Here is a 17,897-nt window from a genome sequence, read left to right as displayed (position 1 = left end):
GCTGAATTTGCGAAGGTGGCCCTGTTGGTGTATGCCGCGCCGCCTGAGCCTCCCGAGGCCCCTTCATCCTCCCATTGTCCGGATCACCATGCCCCAGCCAGACCTTGTCATCTTCGATTGCGACGGCGTGCTCGTCGATTCCGAAATCATCGCCGCCCGCGTCGAGGCGGAACTGCTGACCCTGGCCGGGTACGAAATATCGGCTGAAGAGATTTCCGAGACCTATGCCGGACTGACCTTCAAGGACATCATGATGCGGGTCGAGGAGAAATCCAGCATTCCGTTCCAGGCTTCGCTGATCGACCGTGCCGAGGACCTGGTCGACCGCAAATTGCGCAGCGACGTCCGCGCCATAGATGGGGTTCGCGAGGCGGTCGCCGCGGTAACGGCGCCGCGCTGCGTCTGCTCGAATTCTCGCTCGGAGCGGATCGAGTTCATGCTGGAGAAGGTGCATCTGCTGCCGTTTTTCGCCGGCCGTATCTTTTCGGCGCTGGAAATACCAAGCAAGAAGACCAAGCCGGCGCCCGACGTGTTCCTGTTCGCGGCGGAGACGCTCAACGCCAACCCGGCGAACACTTTCGTCATCGAGGATTCCGTGCACGGCGTCCACGGCGCCAGGGCGGCAGGCATGCGGGTGATCGGCTTCACCGGCGCCGCCCACAGCTATCCCGGCCATGCCGACGCGCTGACCGAAGCCGGCGCCGAAACGGTCATCCGCCGCTGGGCGGAGCTGAAAAGCGTGATCGCGGCACTGTCGGAGTGGTCGGATGCCTGAGAAGCGTGCGCCGCGACGCACGCCTCATGCAACTGCCGAGACCTAGTTCGTCGCGGCAGCCCTCTTGCGGCGGGTCTTCTTCGACTTGTCGGCCGTTGCCTGATGCGCGGTTTCGTCATAGCCGGCAAAGGCCTGATAATCCTGGGCCGTCGGCTCGGGCACGACGACATTGGAATCGGTGAAGACGAACTGCGTGGCAACCGAAGGATCGGTGACCTGGACCTGATACTGGTGGAGCTGCGAATAGAGGACCTCGGTGCCGTGCATCACCGCCGTTCGGATCGGCATGGTGATCGTGCCTGGAGAAAACTTCGGTCCGGGGACAATCTTGCCGGCGACCGCAATCTTCATCGTCAACTGGCCGTTGGCACGGCTGCAGTCGCGTGTCACGTCGCTGACCGACGCCTGGTAGATGATGTTGGCCGAATCGTCGGGCGGCGTTGCAGCAGCGGCGTCAGCCTCGGCCTGGGCCGCGGCATCCTGCGCGGCATCGCCGGTCTTCTTGATCCTGGGCTTGGGCTTCTGAGCTTCCCTGGAATAGGTGTTGAAGAAGGCCGTGCCGTCCCGCACCGTCACCCTGGGACAATAGGCCTGCAACTGGCTGGCCAGGATCTTGGGATCCTGCGGCGGCGGTGGCGCCGTCGGGTCCTCCTTCTTGCCGATGCCGAGGTTCAGGATGCCATTGTCGCCCGATTGGCAGCCGGCGGCGGCAAGCATAAAGCCGGTGAGCGCAAGACCCGCCAAAAAGCGACCACTGAATGTACGAAACGCCATGAAACTGCACTTCCCTCTCGCAAAGCTGGTGACGTATATCAACCGCGCGGCAAAAATGCGACTGAGCCAGCGCAGAATTAACCACCTTGCGGTGGACGGAAAAAGCCAGGCAGTAACGGAATTGTGACATGCACTATGTGAGTACCCGCGGGGAAGCCCCCGTTCTTGGATTTTCCGACGCCGTGCTGGCTGGGCTGGCGCGCGACGGCGGGCTCTACGTGCCGCGCGAGTGGCCACAGTTTTCCGCCGCCGAGATCCGCGCCATGCGCGGCCTTGCCTATCCCGACCTTGCCATCCGCGTGCTGTCGCCGTTCCTTGGCGGCGAAATCCCGGCGCCCGTCTTCGAGCGGCTGGTCCGCGAAGCCTATGCCACCTTCCGCCACGAGGCCGTCTGCCCGCTGGTGCAGACCGGCCCCAACACCTTCGTCCTGGAACTCTTCCACGGGCCGACGCTCGCCTTCAAGGACGTGGCGATGCAGCTTCTGGCCCGGCTGATGGACCATGTGCTTGCCGAACGCGACCAGCACGCCACCATCGTCGGCGCCACCTCGGGCGATACCGGCGGGGCGGCCATCGATGCCTTTGCCGGTCGCAGCCGGACCGACATCTTCATCCTTTTCCCGCATGGCCGCGTCTCGCCGGTGCAGCAGCGGCAAATGACGACGTCGACGGCTGCAAACGTCCATGCGCTGGCGATCGAAGGCAATTTCGACGATTGCCAGGGCCTGCTCAAGGACATGTTCAACGATCACGGCTTTCGCGACCGGGTGGCGCTTTCGGGCGTCAATTCGATCAATTGGGCCCGCATCATGGCCCAGATCGTCTATTATTTCTCCTCGGCGCTGTCGCTCGGCGCGCCGGACAGGCAGGTTTCCTTCACCGTGCCGACCGGCAATTTCGGCGATATCTTTGCCGGCTATGCCGCCAAGAAGATGGGCTTGCCGATCGATCGGCTGGTCATTGCCACCAATGACAACGACATCCTGGCGCGCACTTTTTCGACCGGCGAATACCGCACCAAGGGCGTCTTTGCGACCACGTCGCCGTCGATGGATATCCAGGTGTCGTCGAATTTCGAACGCTTGCTGTTCGAGGCCTCCGGCCGTGACGCCGCGACCGTGCGGCGCTACATGGACGGCCTGAAGCAGTCCGGTGCTTTCACCATCGAACCCCACCAAATCGCCGGGATGCGGTCCGAATTCGACGCCGGCCGCGCTGATATGGACGAGGTCGCCGCCACCATCCGCTCGACGCTCGCGACCAGCAACTATCTGCTCGATCCGCACACTGCGGCAGCCGTGCATGTCGCCGCAGGCAAGGCGTCAGGCGCCGTGCCGATGGTGGTGCTGGGTACAGCGCACCCGGCAAAATTCCCGGCCGCCGTCGAAGCCGCCAGCGGCGTGTCGCCCGCACTGCCCGCGTGGCTAGGTGGGTTGATGACATCGGAGGAAAAATACACGGTACTTCCATCCGACCTGAAAATGGTGGAAGATTACGTCGGCCGCCGCGCGCGGGCGGCGCGTTAGGGAGTAGTAGCCATATGGGTGTTGAGGTAAGCCGTCTGTCGAACGGCCTGACAGTCGCCACCGAAACCCTTCAAAGCATCGAATCGGTTGCCCTTGGTGCCTGGGTCAAGTCGGGTGCCCGCAATGAACGTGACGACGAGCATGGCATGGCCCATCTGCTCGAGCACATGGCGTTCAAGGGCACGAAAAGGCGGAGCGCCTTCGAAATCGCCTCGGAGATCGAGGACGTCGGCGGCGAAATCAACGCCGCCACCAGCGTCGAGACCACCTCCTACTATGCCAGGGTGCTCTCCGACGACGTGCCGCTGGCCGTCGACATTCTTGCCGACATCCTGCAGGAGTCCGAATTCGACCCGCAGGAACTCGAACGCGAACAGCATGTGATCCTGCAGGAGATCGGCGCCGCGCACGACACGCCCGACGACATCGTCTTCGACCGTTTCACGGAAACCGCCTATCGCCATCAGACGATTGGGCGCTCCATTCTCGGCACGCCCGAAACGGTCAAGTCCTTCACCTCGAAACAACTTCACGACTTCATAGAGCGGCAATATGGCGCCGAGCGCATGGTGATTGTCGCCGCCGGCGACATCAAGCATGACAATTTCGTGCGCGAGGTCGAAAAGCAGCTCGGCGGCTTCCGCAGCAAGGCCGACAGCACCATCCCGCAATATGCGCAATATGTCGGCGGCGACTTCCGCGAGGACCGCGACCTGATGGACGCGCAGATCGTGCTGGGGTTCGAAGGCCGGGCCTATCATGTGCGCGACTTCTACGCCTCGCAGGTGCTGTCGATGATCCTCGGCGGCGGCATGTCGTCGCGCCTGTTCCAGGAGGTCCGCGAGAAGCGCGGCCTGTGTTACTCGGTCTATGCCTTCCATTGGGGCTTTTCCGACACCGGCGTCTTCGGCGTCCATGCAGCGACCGGCCAGAGCGACATCGCCGAACTGGTGCCTGTCATCATCGACGAACTGCAGAAGGCCGGTGAGAAGATCCTGCAGGAAGAACTCGACCGGGCGCGCGCCCAATATCGCGCCGGACTGATCATGTCAGCCGAAAGCCCGGCCAGCCGCGCTTCGCAGATCGCACGGCAACTGCTTCTGTTCGGCCGGCCGATCGCCAAGGAGGAACTGATGGAACGGCTGTCGGCGCTGACGATCGAGCGGCTGACCGATCTATCGTCGCGTTTGTTCTCGACCAAGCCGACGCTTACCGCTGTCGGGCCTGTGGGCACACTGGCGCCCTACGAGGCGATTCTCGAATCGCTCGCGGGCACGCAGACCGCGGCCCGCAAGCTCGCCGTCTAAGCCCCTCAAAGCGCCATGTTCGCGCTCCCTTTCTTTCGCCGTGACCTGCCGGCACTGAAGGGCGACCGTGTCACGCTGCGCGTGCCGTTCACCAACGACTATCGCGAGTGGGCGGCGGTGCGCGGGGAAAGCCGCGCCTTCCTCGAACCATGGGAGCCACGCTGGACTCCCGATGAACTCGACCGCAACGCATGGCGACTGCGCATCAGCCGCTACCGCGAGGATTATGCTCAGGGAACCGCTATCGCCTTCTTCATTTTCGAGAGGAGCAGCGGCAAGCTTGCCGGCGGCATCACGCTCGGCAACATACGCCATGGTGTCTCGCAGAGCGGCCATGTCGGCTACTGGATCGGCGAGCGCTTCGGCGGCCGCGGCCTGATGACCGACGCGGTCAAGGTGGTGACCCGCTTCGCCTTCGATACGCTAAGGTTGCACCGGATCGAAGCGGCCTGTATTCCCGACAATATCAGGTCGATCCGGGTGCTTGAAAAAGCCGGATTTCGGCGCGAAGGACTGCTGCGATCCTATCTCAGGATCAACGGCATCTGGCAGGACCACTACCTCTACGCCCGGATCGCGGACGATCCGCCGGGCGTTGGAACGAAGGACTGATTTTGACGAAATTCCTGCGCAACGGGCCGCTGTTCGCCATTGTCCTCGCGACACTCCTGACGCTGTGGGCGGCATCGTCGGCCTTCGCCGTCGAGCCGATCAAGATCGCCCGCGACGACGTCGCGCTCGACCTTTCCGGCGCCGTCGAGATCTACCGCAACCAGGGCGAGAATTTCCAGGTGTCGACCGCGCCGGGTCCGGACGGCATCGTGCGGCGCATCGAGGTCGAGGCCAATGATGCCCGTTCGACCGGCGACTGGGCTGTCTTCGCGCTCGCCAACACCACCGACCAGCAGCTCGACCGGCTGATCGTCGCACCGCATTTCCGCCTGGTGAATTCCGGCATCTTCTGGCCGGATCTGGGCTCGACCCGCATCGCTGCCATCACGCCCAGCGAAGGCTTCGCGCTCGACCGCCAGACCAGTCCCGACGCCGACGTTTTCCGGGTGACGCTGAACCCCGGCACGGTGATCACCTTCATCGCCGAACTGGCCTCGCCGAAGCTGCCGCAGGTCTACCTCTGGGATCCCGAATCCTACAAGGACTCGGTCAATTCCTACACGCTGTTTCGCGGCATCGTCATCGGCATTGCGGGCCTGCTGGCGCTGTTCCTGACCATCCTTTTCGTGGTCAAGGGGACCTCGATGTTCCCCGCGACCGCCGCGCTTGCCTGGGCGGTACTGGCCTATATCTGCGTCGATTTCGGCTTCCTCAACAAGGTCATCGAGATCTCGCCCGGCAATGAGCAGATGTGGCGGGCGGGAACGGAGGTGGCGCTGGCGGGAACCTTCGTGGTGTTCCTGTTCGCCTATCTCAACCTCAACCGATGGCACGGCCATTTCAGTTATGGCGCGCTGGTCTGGATACTCGGGCTGGTGCTGATCGCCGGCGTCGCGATCGTCGATCCCGCGGTCGCCGCCGGCATCGCCAGGCTGTCCTTCGCCGCCACCGCACTGACGGGGCTTGGCCTGATCATCTTCCTCGGGATTCGTGGTTATGATCGTGCGATCATGCTGGTGCCCAGTTGGGTCATGGTGCTGTTGTGGTTATGCGGGTCGTGGATGGCGATCACCGGCATGCTCGACAACGACATCGCCCAGCCGGCCCTGGGCGGCGGGCTGATCCTGATCATCCTGCTGATCGGCTTCACTGTCATGCAGCATGCCTTTGCCGGCGGCGCGCTGCATCAGGGCCTGTTCTCCGATCTGGAGCGGCAGGCGCTTGCTGTCGCCGGATCGGGCGACACGGTGTGGGACTGGGACGTGCTGCGCGACCGCGTCGTCACCAAGCCCGATGTCAGCATCCAACTCGGGCTGGCGCCGAACAGCCTCGGCGGTGCGGCGCGTAACTGGCTGCCGGTGCTGCATGCCGACGACCGCGACACGTTCCGCACGACGCTCGACGTCGTGCTCGAGCACCGGCGCGGCCGGGTGTCGCAGAACTTCCGACTGCGCGGCGCTGACGGCCACTATCACTGGTTCTCGCTGCGTGCGCGCCCGGTCATCGGATCCGACGGCGAAGTCATCCGCTGCGTCGGCACCATGGTCGACGTGACGGAGCAGAAAAAGTCCGAGGAAAGGCTGCTGCACGATGCCGTGCACGACAACCTGACCGGCCTGCCGAACCGCGAACTTTTGATGAACCGGCTGGAAGCGATCATCTCGATCGCGCGCACCGAAGAGAAGGTGCGCCCGACCGTCTTCGTCATCGACATCGACCGTTTCAAGCAGGTCAATGACGGACTCGGCATCTCGGCCGGCGACACCATCCTCTTGACCATCGCCCGTCGCCTGCACCGGCTGCTCAAGCCGAAGGACTCGCTGTCGCGCTTTGCCGGCGACCAGTTCGCGCTGATGCTGTTGTCCGAACAGGACCCGGCCCGCATCGCCGCCGTGGCGGATGCCATCAAGCATGCCATCAACAATCCGATCACCTTTGCCAAGCGCGAGATCGTGCTGACCGCCTCGATCGGATTGATCACCTGGAATTCGCCACAGATGTCGGCCGAGGACATGGTCAAGGATGCCGAGCTTGCCATGCATCAGGCCAAGCGCTTCGGCGGCGACAGGATCGAGCCGTTCCGTCCGGCTTTCCGCACTGTCGGCACCGACAGGCTGCAGTTCGAATCCGACCTGCGCCGCGCCATCGAGCGACGCGAATTCACCCTTGCCTACCAGCCGATCGTGCGGCTCGAGGACGGCAGCGTCGCCGGCTTCGAGGCGCTGCTGCGCTGGGACCACCCGCGCCGCGGCATGATCCCGCCGGCGGATTTCATCCCGGTCGCCGAAAGCTGCGGACTGATCGTGCAGCTCGGCCTGTTTGCCATGCAGCAAGCGGCGGAAGACCTCGCCAGCTGGCAAAAGCAGATCGGCGACGCGCCGCTGTCGGTCTCGGTGAATTTGTCCAGCCGCCAGTTGATCCGCCGCGACCTGGTCAGCGACGTCCGCTCGGTCATCGCTCGGGCCAATCTGAAGCCGCGCTGCTTCCGGCTCGAACTCACCGAATCGCTTGTCATGGACAATCCCGAGCAGACCGCCCATGTGCTGACCAAGCTGAAGCAGCTCGGCATCGGCCTGTCGCTGGACGATTTCGGCACCGGCTATTCCTCATTGGCCTATCTGACGCGTTTCCCCTTCGACACCATCAAGATCGACAAGAGCTTCGTCGACGACAACACGCCCAAGCGCGCGGTGCTGCTGAAATCGATGGTCAACATGGCGCATGAACTCGGCCTGTCCGTCGTCGCCGAGGGCATTTCGGACGAGAGCGACGCGCTGGAACTGCGCCAGATGGGCTGCGAATATGTCCAGAGCTTCATGTTCGGCGCGCCGATGCCGGGCGACCAGGTGCTGAAGACGCTGAAAGAGCAGTATCCGCTGACGCAAGCGTAAACGGATCAGGCGTGTCCGGCCGCCAAGCTGAGATGGGCGAGGTCGATACCGATCGAGGCGAGGATCCGGTCGTATTTGCGCTCGATATCGGTGTCGAACAGAAGCTCGGCACTGGCCGGACAGGTCAGCCAGCCATTTTCTGCGATCTCGGTCTCCAGCTGGCCGGCGCCCCAGCCGGAATAGCCGAGCGCCATCAGCGCATGACGGGGTCCGCGGCCGGACGATATGGCGCGCAATATGTCGACGGTCGCCGTCAGGCAGATGTCGTCGGAAACGGTCAGCGACGATTCCACCCGATAGTCGCCCGAATGCAGGACGAAGCCCCGGCTGCGATCCACGGGGCCGCCATTGCGCACGACGAAATCGCGGGCCTGAGCCGGCAAGCGGATTGCCTCCTGCTCGTTCATGATGCCCAGTTGCACGAGCAAGTCCGGAAACAGCATCTGCTGCGTCTGGTTGATGATCAGGCCCATGGCGCCTTCATCGGAATGGGCGCAGACATAGATGACCGAGCGCGTGAAACGGTCGTCCTTCATGCCGGGCATGGCAATCAGGAACTGATCGTCGAGAAAGCCGCGACTGGCGACCGTCTTCTTGTGGCGCAACAAGTCCATGAAGGGAGCGTAACGCGTTTCCAAAGCGTCGAAAAGATGCGCCGTGCTGGATTCGACCAAAGCCTGTGGCGGCGGCTCGAACATTCTTCTCCCTCGAAGTCACGCAAATATGATACCGGCAAGGCCATGAAATCATTGCGCGGCCACGAACGGACGATCAAATCACCGCCATGCGAACCTTGAAAATCCTGCTGCTCGGCGCCGCCATCGGATCGGCCACCGCTCTTCCCGCCGCCGCCTCTTCGTCGGCGTGGTACAACAGCGAAGGCGGCAAGGTCCGGCTGGTTACATCAGGCAAAGCCGACGATGCCGGCCGCATACAGGGCGTTCTCGACATAGCGCTCAAGCCCGGCTGGAAGACATATTGGCGCGATCCGGGAGACGCGGGCGTGCCGCCGCAACTCGACATTTCGGCCAGCACCAACATCGCCGACGCCGCTCTGTCGTTTCCGGCGCCGCAGCGCCATGACGACGGCTATGGCAAATGGGCGGGCTACAACTATCCGGTCTCTCTGCCGGTGACATTCACGCTGGCGACGCCGAACCAGCCGGCGGTGATCGATGCCGACATCTTTCTCGGCATCTGCGAAACGATCTGCATTCCGGTGCAGACGCGGCTGACCGTCGACCCCGCCTCCGATCCGGACAATGCCGAGGACGCGGCGCTGGTGAAGGCGAGTTTTACGGCACTGCCTGCGCCCGCGAGGTCCGATTTCGGCATCAATGTGCTGCCGGGCGACCATGAGACGCTGATTGTCGAGGCGAGCTTTCCCGGCGATCCGGCGGCGGCGGACTTCTTCGTTGCCGGCGAGCGGGACTACATGTTCGGCACCCCGGCCCGCAGCGAAAAGGACGGCAAGCTGATTTTCACCGTGCCGATCCTCGACCGCCCCTCGACGACGCCGACCGATGGCGGGCTTCACTATACGCTGACGAGTGCGGCGGGCGCTGTCGAAGGGGTTCTGCCTTTCCCTTGATCCAGCCCATCGCAACGGTTGCAGGAAGCCGTTGGGTTCGCTACGCAAAGACACGTCCTTCCCCATTTTCCCAAGCGAGGAATCCATGACCATTTCCGTTGGCGACAAGCTGCCTGACGTGACCTTCAAGACGATGACCGACGACGGCGCCAAGCCGATCACCGGGGCCGAGATCTTCCCGGGCAAAAAGGTCGTTCTGTTTGGAGTTCCCGGCGCCTTCACGCCGACCTGCAGCAACAACCACTTGCCCGGCTATCTCGAGAACCATGACGCCATCCTGGCGCGCGGCGTCGACACCATCGCCGTCGTTTCGGTCAATGACGTCCATGTCATGGGCGCCTGGGCGCGCTTCACCGGCGGCGAGAGCAAGATCCTGTTCCTGGCCGACGGCAGTGGCGATTTCGCCAAGGCAGTGGGCCTCGACAATGACCTTTCCGCCAGCGGCATGGGGCTGCGTTCGAAGCGATTTTCGATGATCGTCGACGACGGCAAGGTCACCGCGCTCAATGTCGAGACCAAGCCCGGTGTCGACGAGTCCGGCGCGGCCCATATTCTGGGACAGCTCTGAACTTCAGTGCGCCTTCGGCCGTAACGGCGATGGCGCTTGTGGTTCATGGGTTGCTTTGGGGGGATCCTAGCGATGTTTGACATCTTCTGGCGCGCTATCGCGATCGGCGTCGGCGCCACCGTGCTGATGGATCTCTGGGCCATCTTCCTGCACAAGGCGTTCGGCCAGCCACGGCCGAACTGGGGGCCGGTCGGCCGCTGGGTCTGGCATCTCCGTGACAAGGTCTTTCACGACGATATCGGCGATGCAGCACCATACGCGCATGAAAAGGCGCTGGGTTGGGCCTTTCACTATTTTGTCGGCATCGCCTACGGCATCATCCTGGTGGTGCTGGCCGGAGCGGGCTGGCTTGCCGCGCCGACATTTCTGCCGGCCTTCATCCTCGGCATTGTCACCGTCGGCGCCGGCTGGTTCCTGCTGGCACCCGGCATGGGCGCCGGCTGGGCCGCCTCGAAGCGGCCCAACCCGATGCGGATCCGGGCGTTGAACCTGGTGTCGCACACGGTGTTCGCACTTGGGCTTTGGGGCACGGCGCTGCTGATACGATAAGCGCTTACGGCTGTGTCGGCCTGTCGATCGGCTGCCAGCCGTAGACAACGGAATGCGCGCCGATATCGTAGTAGTTGCCGCCGCCCGCTGGCTGATCCGCTTCTTCGTACCCGAGCCGCGCCGCTCCTGAAATTCAATAGCTCTGGGTCGAGCGCCGCACCTTCGCGATTGCCGGCGCAGCAGGCTTTGGCGCTGCTGCAGGCTTGAACGGGCCTTTCTTGAACGGCGCCATGCCTTCGCGCGCGAGTTCGTCGGCGCGCTCGTTCTCGACATGGCCGTCATGGCCCTTGACCCAGTTCCAGGTGACCTTGTGGCGCTTGTTGGCCTCGTCGAGCGCCTGCCAGAGTTCACCGTTCTTGACAGGCTTCTTGTCGGCGGTCTTCCAGCCGTTCTTCTTCCAGCCGTGGATCCACTTGGAAATGCCGTCCATGACGTATTTGCTGTCGGTGTGAAGCTCGACCGTGCACGGTTCCTTCAGCGCGTTCAGCGCCGAGATAGCAGCCAACAGTTCCATCCGGTTGTTGGTCGTCTCGGCCTCACCGCCGGAAAGCTCCTTGGTGCTGCCGTTGAAGCGCAGGATCGCGCCCCAGCCGCCAGGGCCGGGATTGCCCGAACAAGCGCCGTCGGTGAAGATCTCAACCTGTTTGCTCATGATATCAGGCCAATCCATATTCCGAAGGAGATTTGATCGCCCGGTGGAACCGCATCCTTCTGATGTATTCGGTCGGATCGCGTTTCATCACCAGCCCGCCATCGGGGACGGTCAGCCAGTCGTATAGCCGGGTCAGCATGAAGCGCAACGCCGAACCGCGCGCCAGCATCGGCAGCGCAGCCTTTTCCTGGTCGCTCAGGGGCCGGACGCTCTGGTAGCCGGCGAGCAGCGCCTTGCCCTTGGTCAGGTTGAAGGAAAAATCCTTCTCGAAGCACCAGGCGTTGAGGCAGGTGGCGACATCGTAGGCATAGAGGTCGTCGCAGGCGAAATAGAAGTCGATCAGGCCGGAGAGCTTTTCGCCGAGGAAGAAAACGTTGTCCGGGAAAAGATCGGCATGAATGATGCCTTGCGGCAGGTCTTTGGGCCAGTTGCGCTCAAAATCGGCAAAGTCGGCATCAACCTCGGCCGCCAGGCCCGGCTCGACCTCGTCGGCCCGGTCGCGCGCTGCGTCCCAGAGCTTGCGCCAGCCGTCGATGGCCAGGGCATTCGGACGCGTCATCGAAAAATCGGCGCCGGCCAGATGCAATTGCGCCAACGCCTTGCCGACCTCGGCACAATGCGTGGCTGTGGGCCGCCGCAACGAAAGCCCTTCCAGGAAGGTGATGATGACCGCCGGCCGGCCGGCGAGCGTGCCGATGACGCTGCCGTCATGGGCGGTCACCGGCAGCGGGCAGGACACGCCCTTGTAGGCGAGATGGCCCATCAGCCCGAGGAAAAACGGCAGATCCGCCTTCTCGACGCGTTTCTCATAGAGCGTCAGGATGTAGGAGCCGCTCGAGGTGTGCAGCAGGAAGTTCGAGTTCTCGGTGCCTTCGGCGATGCCCTTGTAGGACAGGAGATCGCCGACCGGATAGTGCTTCAGGAATGCGCCGAGTTCGCCTTCCGCGACGTCAGTGTAGACCGCCATGTGCCTTACGCGGCTCCATTGACGAAGGCCATGTCGGCCCGCGTCAGTTCGACATCGCGCAGTACCCGCATGACCGGAAAATCCTCCGTTTCCGTGGCCGTGATGGCCAGATCGATCGTGACATCGAAGCGCTGCCGGAACGCGTCGATGATCTCGTCGACGATGATTTCGGGCGCCGACGCGCCGGCCGACAGGCCGAGCGTCGAAATGTTGCCGATGTCATTCCACGGAATCTCGGCGGCGCGCTGCACGAGAAGCGACATGGTGGCGCCTGCACGCTCCGCCACTTCGACAAGTCGTCGCGAATTGGATGAATTCGGCGCGCCGACGATCAGGTAGAGATCGGCGCCCGGCGCGGTGTCCTTGACGGCTTCCTGGCGGTTGGTGGTGGCATAGCAGATCGATTCCGCCGCTGGCGCCTGCAGCGCCGGAAAGCGATCCTGCAAGGCGCGGATGATGCCGGCGGTGTCCTCGACCGACAATGTGGTCTGGGTGACGAAGCCTAGCGCCTGCGGATCGACGGGCGAGAGCTTTGCGGCATCGGCTTCGGTTTCGATCAGGGTCACCGCTCCGTCCGGGAGCTGGCCCATGGTGCCGATCACCTCGGGATGTCCGGCGTGACCAATCAACAGCACATGACGGCCGAGCCGCTGATGGCGCATCGCCTGCTTGTGGACCTTCGACACCAGCGGGCAAGTGGCATCGAGATAGAAGAGATTGCGCGCCTTCGCATCCGCCGGCACCGATTTCGGCACGCCATGCGCCGAGAACACGACGGGCGACTGCCGATGTTCGGCCGGGATCTCGGAGAGTTCCTCGATGAAGACGGCGCCAAGGCTTTGCAGCCCCTCGACGACGTAGCGGTTGTGCACGATTTCATGGCGGACGTAGACCGGCGCGCCATATTTCTTCAGCGCCAGCACGACGATCTGGATGGCACGGTCGACACCGGCGCAAAAACCGCGCGGCTGGCAGAGCCGGATCGTCAGAGGTGGTTTGGTGGTTGTCTGAAGCATTAAATCCGGGCCGGTTGATCAAAGCCGAAATGAGGTGCGCACCCCTGCCCTGTCAAGGGCATCGGTAGAAAGGGGGCGTCGCTCGCGTTCATTCCTTTTTCGCGGGGCGACGAAGCCGCAGGATGAGCACGGCGGCGAGCGCTGCGGCAAGCCCGTACCAGGTGACGGCATATTGCAGATGGCTGTTCGGCAGGTCGATGATGGTGACGCCGCCAACCGGCAATCCGCCTGGATTTGGAGTCTTGTCTGCGTCGATGAAGATCGGCACCAGCGTGAACCCAGCCGGCAGGCCCGCGCTCGCCGCCATGACGTCGCGGTCCTTCCAGTAGAAGATGTTCTTCGCCACATCGTTGTCGGGCAGCATCATCGACGGCTTTGCTGGCAGGGGGTTGCGGGCGAGCCCCGTGACCGTCACTCTGCCAGTCACCTGTCCCTTGGCGCGCTTGGCGGCATCCTTCAGATCGTAAGGCACGAAGCCGCGATTGATCAGGACGAAGCGGCCGTCGTCGAGCGCCAGCGGCGTGTAGACATTGAAGCCGGCATCGCCTTCCCAGGTCGCGTAAAAATGCCGTTCGCCTTGATGCAGGAACGTCCCGGTGACGGCGACGGGCGTATAATCGACGTCCCCGGTGGCTGCGAATTCTTTCTCGACCTCGGCCAGCGGCCGCGGCGCTGAATGAGTGCGCTGGTCGATGGTCTGCAGAAGGCCTTCCTTCCAATAAAGGCGCTGGACCTGCCAGGTGCCGAGCGCCAGCAGGATCAGGATCAGCACAAGGCCAAGGCCGAGCAGCAGTGCCGTCCTAGGCCGCGATCGGCCATCGGCTTTAACGGTTGCCTCGCTCATTCGCCGCGATCCAACCGGCCTTCGGCCGCCTTGTTGCGGTATTGCAGCGTCAGCAGCACGCCTTTGATCAGCCGCAGCGCCGCCAGGCACAGCACGACAGCCAGCGGAATCCAGACCAGCAGATGCAGCCAGAGCGGCGGGCTAAGCGTGACTTCAACCCAGAGCGCCAGGCCGACGATAAGGAAGCCTATGATCAGGATGACGAACACCGCCGGCCCGTCGCCGGCATCGGCGTAGGAATAATCGAGGCCGCAATTGACGCAGCGCTTGCCGACAGTGAGGAAGCCGGAGAACAACCGCCCCTCGCCGCAGCGCGGGCAGCGGCCATGCAGGCCGGCCGAGATCGGATCGATCGGCGGCCAGATCGCTCTGTCTTCACTCATGGGAGCGTCGTCGCTCATTGCTTACCGCTCGATTTCGATCGGTGTGCCATCGGCCACCAGCGCCCAGATTTCGTCCATGTCGGAGTCCGTAACCGCAATGCAGCCGTCGGTCCAGTCGACCAATTGAAGCAGCCAGCCCCACCAGCCATAACCATTCGGCTGGCCGTGGATCATGATCATGCCGCCCGCGCCGACATTGCGCGCCTTGGCGGCGGCCTCATCATCGGCATTGGGGTACGAAATATGGATCGATTTGTGCGCGATGCTGTTCGGGTTGCGCCAGTCGAGGACATAGTTCCCCTCGGGCGTGCGCTGATCGCCCTCCTGGTGCTTGTGCCCGACGGGATCGCCGCCGAGCGCGATGCCGTAGTTTCGCAGGACCTTGCCGTCGCCGATCAGTTCCAGCCGGCGTTCGGCCTTGTGAACACGCACCAGGTCCACCTTCTCGCCGGCAAAGGCTGGGAGTGCCGCGATCATCAATGCGCAAATAGCCCGGAAGATTGTCAGTCGCATCGGCTATCGATCAGCGATCATTGCGCCAAAAAGAAGAAGGCGGCCACGTTGCCGCGGCCGCCTCCAGAAATGAAAATCCCTCAGGCCTGGATCAGTGGCCCTCGATCACCGCGCCGACCGATCCCCAGACGTAGATCGAGGCGAACAGGAACAGCCAGACCACGTCGACGAAGTGCCAGTACCAGGCGGCCGCCTCGAAGCCGAAATGCTGCTTGGGGGTGAAATCACCCTTCATCGCCCGGATCAGGCAGACCAACAGGAAGATGGTGCCGATGATGACGTGGAACCCGTGGAAGCCGGTCGCCATGAAGAAGGTGGCGCCATAGATGGAATCCTTGAAAGCGAACGGAGCGTGCATGTACTCGTAGGCCTGCACCATGGTGAACAGCATGCCGAGGCCGACGGTCAGCACCAGGCCGTTGATCAGCCCCTTGCGGTCGCCGTGAAGAAGCGAATGGTGCGCCCAGGTCACCGTGGTGCCCGACAGCAGCAGGATGACGGTGTTGTAGAGCGGCAAATGGAAGGGATCGAGAACCTCCATGCCCTTCGGCGGCCAGACGCCACCAGTAAATGTGGCGCGCGCGTAGTTCTGTGCCTCACCGGCAAAAAGGCTGGCATCGAAATAGGCCCAGAACCAGGCAACGAAGAACATCACCTCCGAGGCGATGAACATGATCATGCCATAGCGCAGGTGCAGCGACACGACCCGCGTATGATGACCCTCATGCGCTTCCTTGATCGTGTCCGACCACCAGGCGAACATGGTGTAGAGGACGATCACGAGGCCGATGAAGAACAGCCACGGATTGGCGATGTTGAAGCCGAAGATCGGGAACGACCCGCCCTTCAGATATTCCATCAGGGCGACACCGCCAAAGGCCATGACGAGCGCCCCTACCGAGCCTAGGAAAGGCCATGGGCTCGGGTCGACGAGATGATAGTCATGCTGTGGTTTTGCGTGCGCGTCTGCCATATCAACCCCCGAGATTTGCTTCGGTATTCGAAATTGTCTTGCTGTTGCCATCGGTCGGCGCCGACGAGGCGACCGGCTTGGTCTTCTCGACCGGGAACATCGTGTAGGACAGCGTGATCGTCTTCACGTCCTTGAGCTCCGGCACATTGACGATGTCGGGGTCCACGTAGAACAGGACCGGCATGTCCAGCGTCTCGCCGGGCTTCAGCGTCGTGTCGGTGAAGCAGAAGCACTCGACCTTGTTGAAATAGGGGCCCGCCAGTTCAGGCTGCACGTTGAAGGTGGCGCGGCCGGTCACGGAACGATCGAACTTGTTGGTCGCCTGATAGTGCGCCTGCACGGTCTCGCCGATCTTCATCGTCATCGAGCGCTGGACCGGCTGGAACTCCCATGGCACGCCAGCGATGTTGGCATCGAAGCGGACGGTGATCTCGCGGTCGAGCACGCGGCCGGCATACTGCTTCTCGGCACGTTGCGTCGTGCCGCCATAGCCGGTCGCCTGGCAAAACATCTTGTAGAGCGGCACCGCGGCATAGGCCATGCCGATCATGCCGGTGAAGAAGGCGAGGCAGACAGCCGCGACGATGACGTTGCTGTTCTTGCCCGCCGCTTTCCTGGACTTCTCGACGCTCATCACATCGTGCCCAGATTGTGGCCGAACTTCACGATCGTCGCGATGTAGAAAATGACCACCAGCAGCGCCAGCGCCACGCCGATGGCGATGGAACGGCTGCGCTGCGCCTTCTTCTGACGCTCGGTCAACGTGACGGTCTCGAGCTTTTCCTCGATCATGGTCATGCTCCACCCATGGCAAGCGCGCGTTCGACAACGCTGTCGGCCAGATAGGCAGCGAAGATGGCGAAGAGATAAAGCAGCGAATAGGCGAACAGGGCCTTGGCCGGTTTCATGACGCGGTCATCGTCGGCCATGCCAAGCACTTTCCACGCGTACCAGGCAAAACCGACCCCGAGCAACAGGGCGGCCACGCCATAGAAGGGCGTGGTGTAGCCGAGCATCCACGGCAGCACGCCGACCGGGGCAAGCACCAGCGCATAGGCGAAGATCTGGCGGCGCGTCGAAGCGTGGCCGGCGACGTTGGGCATCATCGGAATGCCGGCCTTGGCATAGTCCTCGGATTTGAAAAGCGCCAGCGCCCAGAAATGCGGCGGCGTCCAAAGGAAGATGATCAGGAACAAGACAACGCTTTCGAGGCTGACCGTCCCGGTCACCGCGGCCCAGCCGATCACGGGCGGAATGGCACCGGCGGCCCCGCCGATGACGATGTTCTGCGGCGTCCAGCGCTTCAGCCACATCGTGTAGACGACGGCGTAGAAAAAGATGGTAAAGGCCAGCAGCGTCGCCGCCAGCCAGTTGACCAGCACGCCGAGCGTCATCACCGACAGCACCGACAGCACCAGCCCGAAGGTCAGCGCTTCGTGCGGCTGGATGCGACCGGCCGGGACCGGGCGGCTGGCGGTCCTGGTCATCACGGCATCGATATCGGCATCGTACCACATGTTGAGCGCGCCGGAGGCGCCAGCACCTATCGCAATAGCCAGGATGGCGATCACCGCCAGCAGAGGGTTGATGGTCACGGGGGCGGCGACCAGGCCGACAAAGGCGGTGAACACCACCAGCGACATGACGCGCGGCTTCAGCAGCGCGAAGAAATCGCCCGCCGTCGCTTCCGACATGCGAAAGCCCGCTTCGTCAATCAATGGGTCGTCGACAAGGGCCATGCGTACTTAAGTCCATCATCCGTTGGCCAAAACCGCCGGCGGACCGGCGGTTTCGTATTCGAGCGGGCAGCCGCCTTACTTGATCTTCGGCAGCTGTTCCCACTGGTGGAAGGGCGGCGGCGAAGGCAGCTGCCATTCGAGCGTCGTTGCGCCCTCGCCCCATGGGTTGGCGCCGGCGATCCGCTTCTTCTGGAAGGCCTCGAACACGCCATAGAGG

At 63.1% G+C, this 17,897-nt stretch carries 21 protein-coding genes; 9 read left to right on the top strand and 12 right to left on the bottom strand.

Annotated elements, in window-relative coordinates; all coding sequences use genetic code 11:
• Nucleotides 1–88 precede the first annotated feature (88 nt).
• Nucleotides 89–775: an HAD family hydrolase gene (locus EN955_RS12005; RefSeq protein ID WP_024503624.1), complete on the top strand. Its 687-nt coding sequence runs from the start codon at nt 89–91 to the stop codon at nt 773–775.
• Between the two features lie 42 nt (nt 776–817).
• Here the strand turns inward: EN955_RS12005 and EN955_RS12000 are convergent, their stop codons facing one another.
• Entirely contained in the window at nt 818–1,549 is a 732-nt protein-coding gene (locus tag EN955_RS12000) for a hypothetical protein (protein ID WP_024503623.1), read from the bottom strand.
• Between EN955_RS12000 and EN955_RS35860 the strand changes: the two genes are divergently transcribed.
• Genes EN955_RS35860 through EN955_RS11980 form a run of 5 tightly spaced genes read left to right on the top strand, consistent with a single transcriptional unit; the run spans nt 1,548 to nt 7,885 of the window.
• Entirely contained in the window at nt 1,548–1,676 is a 129-nt protein-coding gene (locus EN955_RS35860; RefSeq protein WP_255337193.1) for a hypothetical protein, read from the top strand. The two genes, EN955_RS12000 and EN955_RS35860, sit on opposite strands and share 2 nt — an antisense overlap.
• A gap of 1 nt (nt 1,677) precedes the next feature.
• Nucleotides 1,678–3,075: a threonine synthase gene (thrC, locus tag EN955_RS11995; RefSeq protein ID WP_024503622.1), complete on the top strand. Its 1,398-nt coding sequence runs from the start codon at nt 1,678–1,680 to the stop codon at nt 3,073–3,075.
• Nucleotides 3,076–3,089: 14 nt separating this feature from the next.
• Nucleotides 3,090–4,382 carry a pitrilysin family protein gene (locus EN955_RS11990; RefSeq protein WP_013532762.1) on the top strand — a complete coding sequence of 431 codons (1,293 nt, stop codon included), beginning with the start codon at nt 3,090–3,092 and terminating at the stop codon, nt 4,380–4,382.
• A 15-nt stretch (nt 4,383–4,397) separates the two neighbouring features.
• The gene (locus EN955_RS11985) at nt 4,398–4,994 is read left to right on the top strand and encodes a GNAT family protein (protein ID WP_013532763.1); all 597 of its coding nucleotides are present in this window, start codon (nt 4,398–4,400) and stop codon (nt 4,992–4,994) included.
• Between the two features lie 2 nt (nt 4,995–4,996).
• Entirely contained in the window at nt 4,997–7,885 is a 2,889-nt protein-coding gene (locus EN955_RS11980) for an EAL domain-containing protein (protein ID WP_013532764.1), read from the top strand.
• Between the two features lie 5 nt (nt 7,886–7,890).
• On the opposite strand, the gene EN955_RS11975 is transcribed toward EN955_RS11980, so the two are convergent.
• Nucleotides 7,891–8,499: a YqgE/AlgH family protein gene (locus tag EN955_RS11975; RefSeq protein ID WP_013532765.1), complete on the bottom strand. Its 609-nt coding sequence runs from the start codon at nt 8,497–8,499 to the stop codon at nt 7,891–7,893.
• Nucleotides 8,500–8,669: 170 nt separating this feature from the next.
• Here EN955_RS11975 and EN955_RS11970 point away from each other — a divergent pair, with 170 nt between their 5' ends.
• The 3 genes from EN955_RS11970 to EN955_RS11960 all read left to right on the top strand — a co-directional run bounded on the left by EN955_RS11970 (nt 8,670) and on the right by EN955_RS11960 (nt 10,593).
• Entirely contained in the window at nt 8,670–9,476 is an 807-nt protein-coding gene (locus EN955_RS11970; RefSeq protein WP_013532766.1) for a protein-disulfide reductase DsbD domain-containing protein, read from the top strand.
• A gap of 85 nt (nt 9,477–9,561) precedes the next feature.
• Nucleotides 9,562–10,044, top strand: a complete 483-nt coding sequence (locus EN955_RS11965; RefSeq protein WP_013532767.1) for a peroxiredoxin — start codon at nt 9,562–9,564, stop codon at nt 10,042–10,044.
• Between the two features lie 72 nt (nt 10,045–10,116).
• A complete protein-coding gene (locus tag EN955_RS11960; RefSeq protein ID WP_024503621.1) occupies nt 10,117–10,593 on the top strand; it encodes a DUF2938 domain-containing protein in 477 nt (158 codons plus the stop codon).
• A 133-nt stretch (nt 10,594–10,726) separates the two neighbouring features.
• Here EN955_RS11960 and rnhA read toward each other — a convergent pair whose 3' ends face one another.
• The 10 genes from rnhA to EN955_RS11905 all read right to left on the bottom strand — a co-directional run bounded on the left by rnhA (nt 10,727) and on the right by EN955_RS11905 (nt 17,680).
• Nucleotides 10,727–11,245, bottom strand: coding sequence for a ribonuclease HI (gene rnhA / locus EN955_RS11950; protein ID WP_024503620.1), 519 nt, complete (start codon nt 11,243–11,245; stop codon nt 10,727–10,729).
• A 4-nt stretch (nt 11,246–11,249) separates the two neighbouring features.
• Entirely contained in the window at nt 11,250–12,212 is a 963-nt protein-coding gene (locus EN955_RS11945) for a homoserine kinase (protein WP_024503619.1), read from the bottom strand.
• 5 nt (nt 12,213–12,217) lie between these two features.
• Nucleotides 12,218–13,228 carry a 4-hydroxy-3-methylbut-2-enyl diphosphate reductase gene (gene ispH / locus EN955_RS11940; RefSeq protein ID WP_013532771.1) on the bottom strand — a complete coding sequence of 337 codons (1,011 nt, stop codon included), beginning with the start codon at nt 13,226–13,228 and terminating at the stop codon, nt 12,218–12,220.
• Nucleotides 13,229–13,316: 88 nt separating this feature from the next.
• On the bottom strand, nt 13,317–14,072 hold the full coding sequence (locus EN955_RS11935; protein WP_024503618.1) for an SURF1 family protein: 756 nt from the start codon (nt 14,070–14,072) through the stop codon (nt 13,317–13,319).
• The gene (locus tag EN955_RS11930) at nt 14,069–14,455 is read right to left on the bottom strand and encodes a DUF983 domain-containing protein (protein WP_024503617.1); all 387 of its coding nucleotides are present in this window, start codon (nt 14,453–14,455) and stop codon (nt 14,069–14,071) included. Before EN955_RS11930 ends, EN955_RS11935 begins: the two co-directional genes overlap by 4 nt.
• A 21-nt stretch (nt 14,456–14,476) precedes the next feature.
• The gene (locus EN955_RS11925) at nt 14,477–14,968 is read right to left on the bottom strand and encodes a L,D-transpeptidase family protein (protein WP_024503616.1); all 492 of its coding nucleotides are present in this window, start codon (nt 14,966–14,968) and stop codon (nt 14,477–14,479) included.
• A gap of 91 nt (nt 14,969–15,059) precedes the next feature.
• Nucleotides 15,060–15,941 carry a cytochrome c oxidase subunit 3 gene (locus EN955_RS11920; RefSeq protein ID WP_024503615.1) on the bottom strand — a complete coding sequence of 294 codons (882 nt, stop codon included), beginning with the start codon at nt 15,939–15,941 and terminating at the stop codon, nt 15,060–15,062.
• Between the two features lies 1 nt (nt 15,942).
• Nucleotides 15,943–16,575: a cytochrome c oxidase assembly protein gene (locus EN955_RS11915; protein WP_024503614.1), complete on the bottom strand. Its 633-nt coding sequence runs from the start codon at nt 16,573–16,575 to the stop codon at nt 15,943–15,945.
• On the bottom strand, nt 16,575–16,733 hold the full coding sequence (locus tag EN955_RS11910; RefSeq protein ID WP_013532777.1) for a hypothetical protein: 159 nt from the start codon (nt 16,731–16,733) through the stop codon (nt 16,575–16,577). Before EN955_RS11910 ends, EN955_RS11915 begins: the two co-directional genes overlap by 1 nt.
• A gap of 2 nt (nt 16,734–16,735) precedes the next feature.
• Entirely contained in the window at nt 16,736–17,680 is a 945-nt protein-coding gene (locus EN955_RS11905) for a heme o synthase (RefSeq protein WP_024503612.1), read from the bottom strand.
• Nucleotides 17,681–17,897 lie beyond the last annotated feature (217 nt).

The sequence above is a fragment of the Mesorhizobium sp. M7A.F.Ca.CA.001.04.2.1 genome, assembly GCF_003998485.1.
Taxonomy (GTDB): domain Bacteria; phylum Pseudomonadota; class Alphaproteobacteria; order Rhizobiales; family Rhizobiaceae; genus Mesorhizobium; species Mesorhizobium ciceri.
The sequence above is the reverse complement of the archived record's forward strand: the minus strand, read 5'-3'. Positions and strand labels throughout refer to the sequence as shown.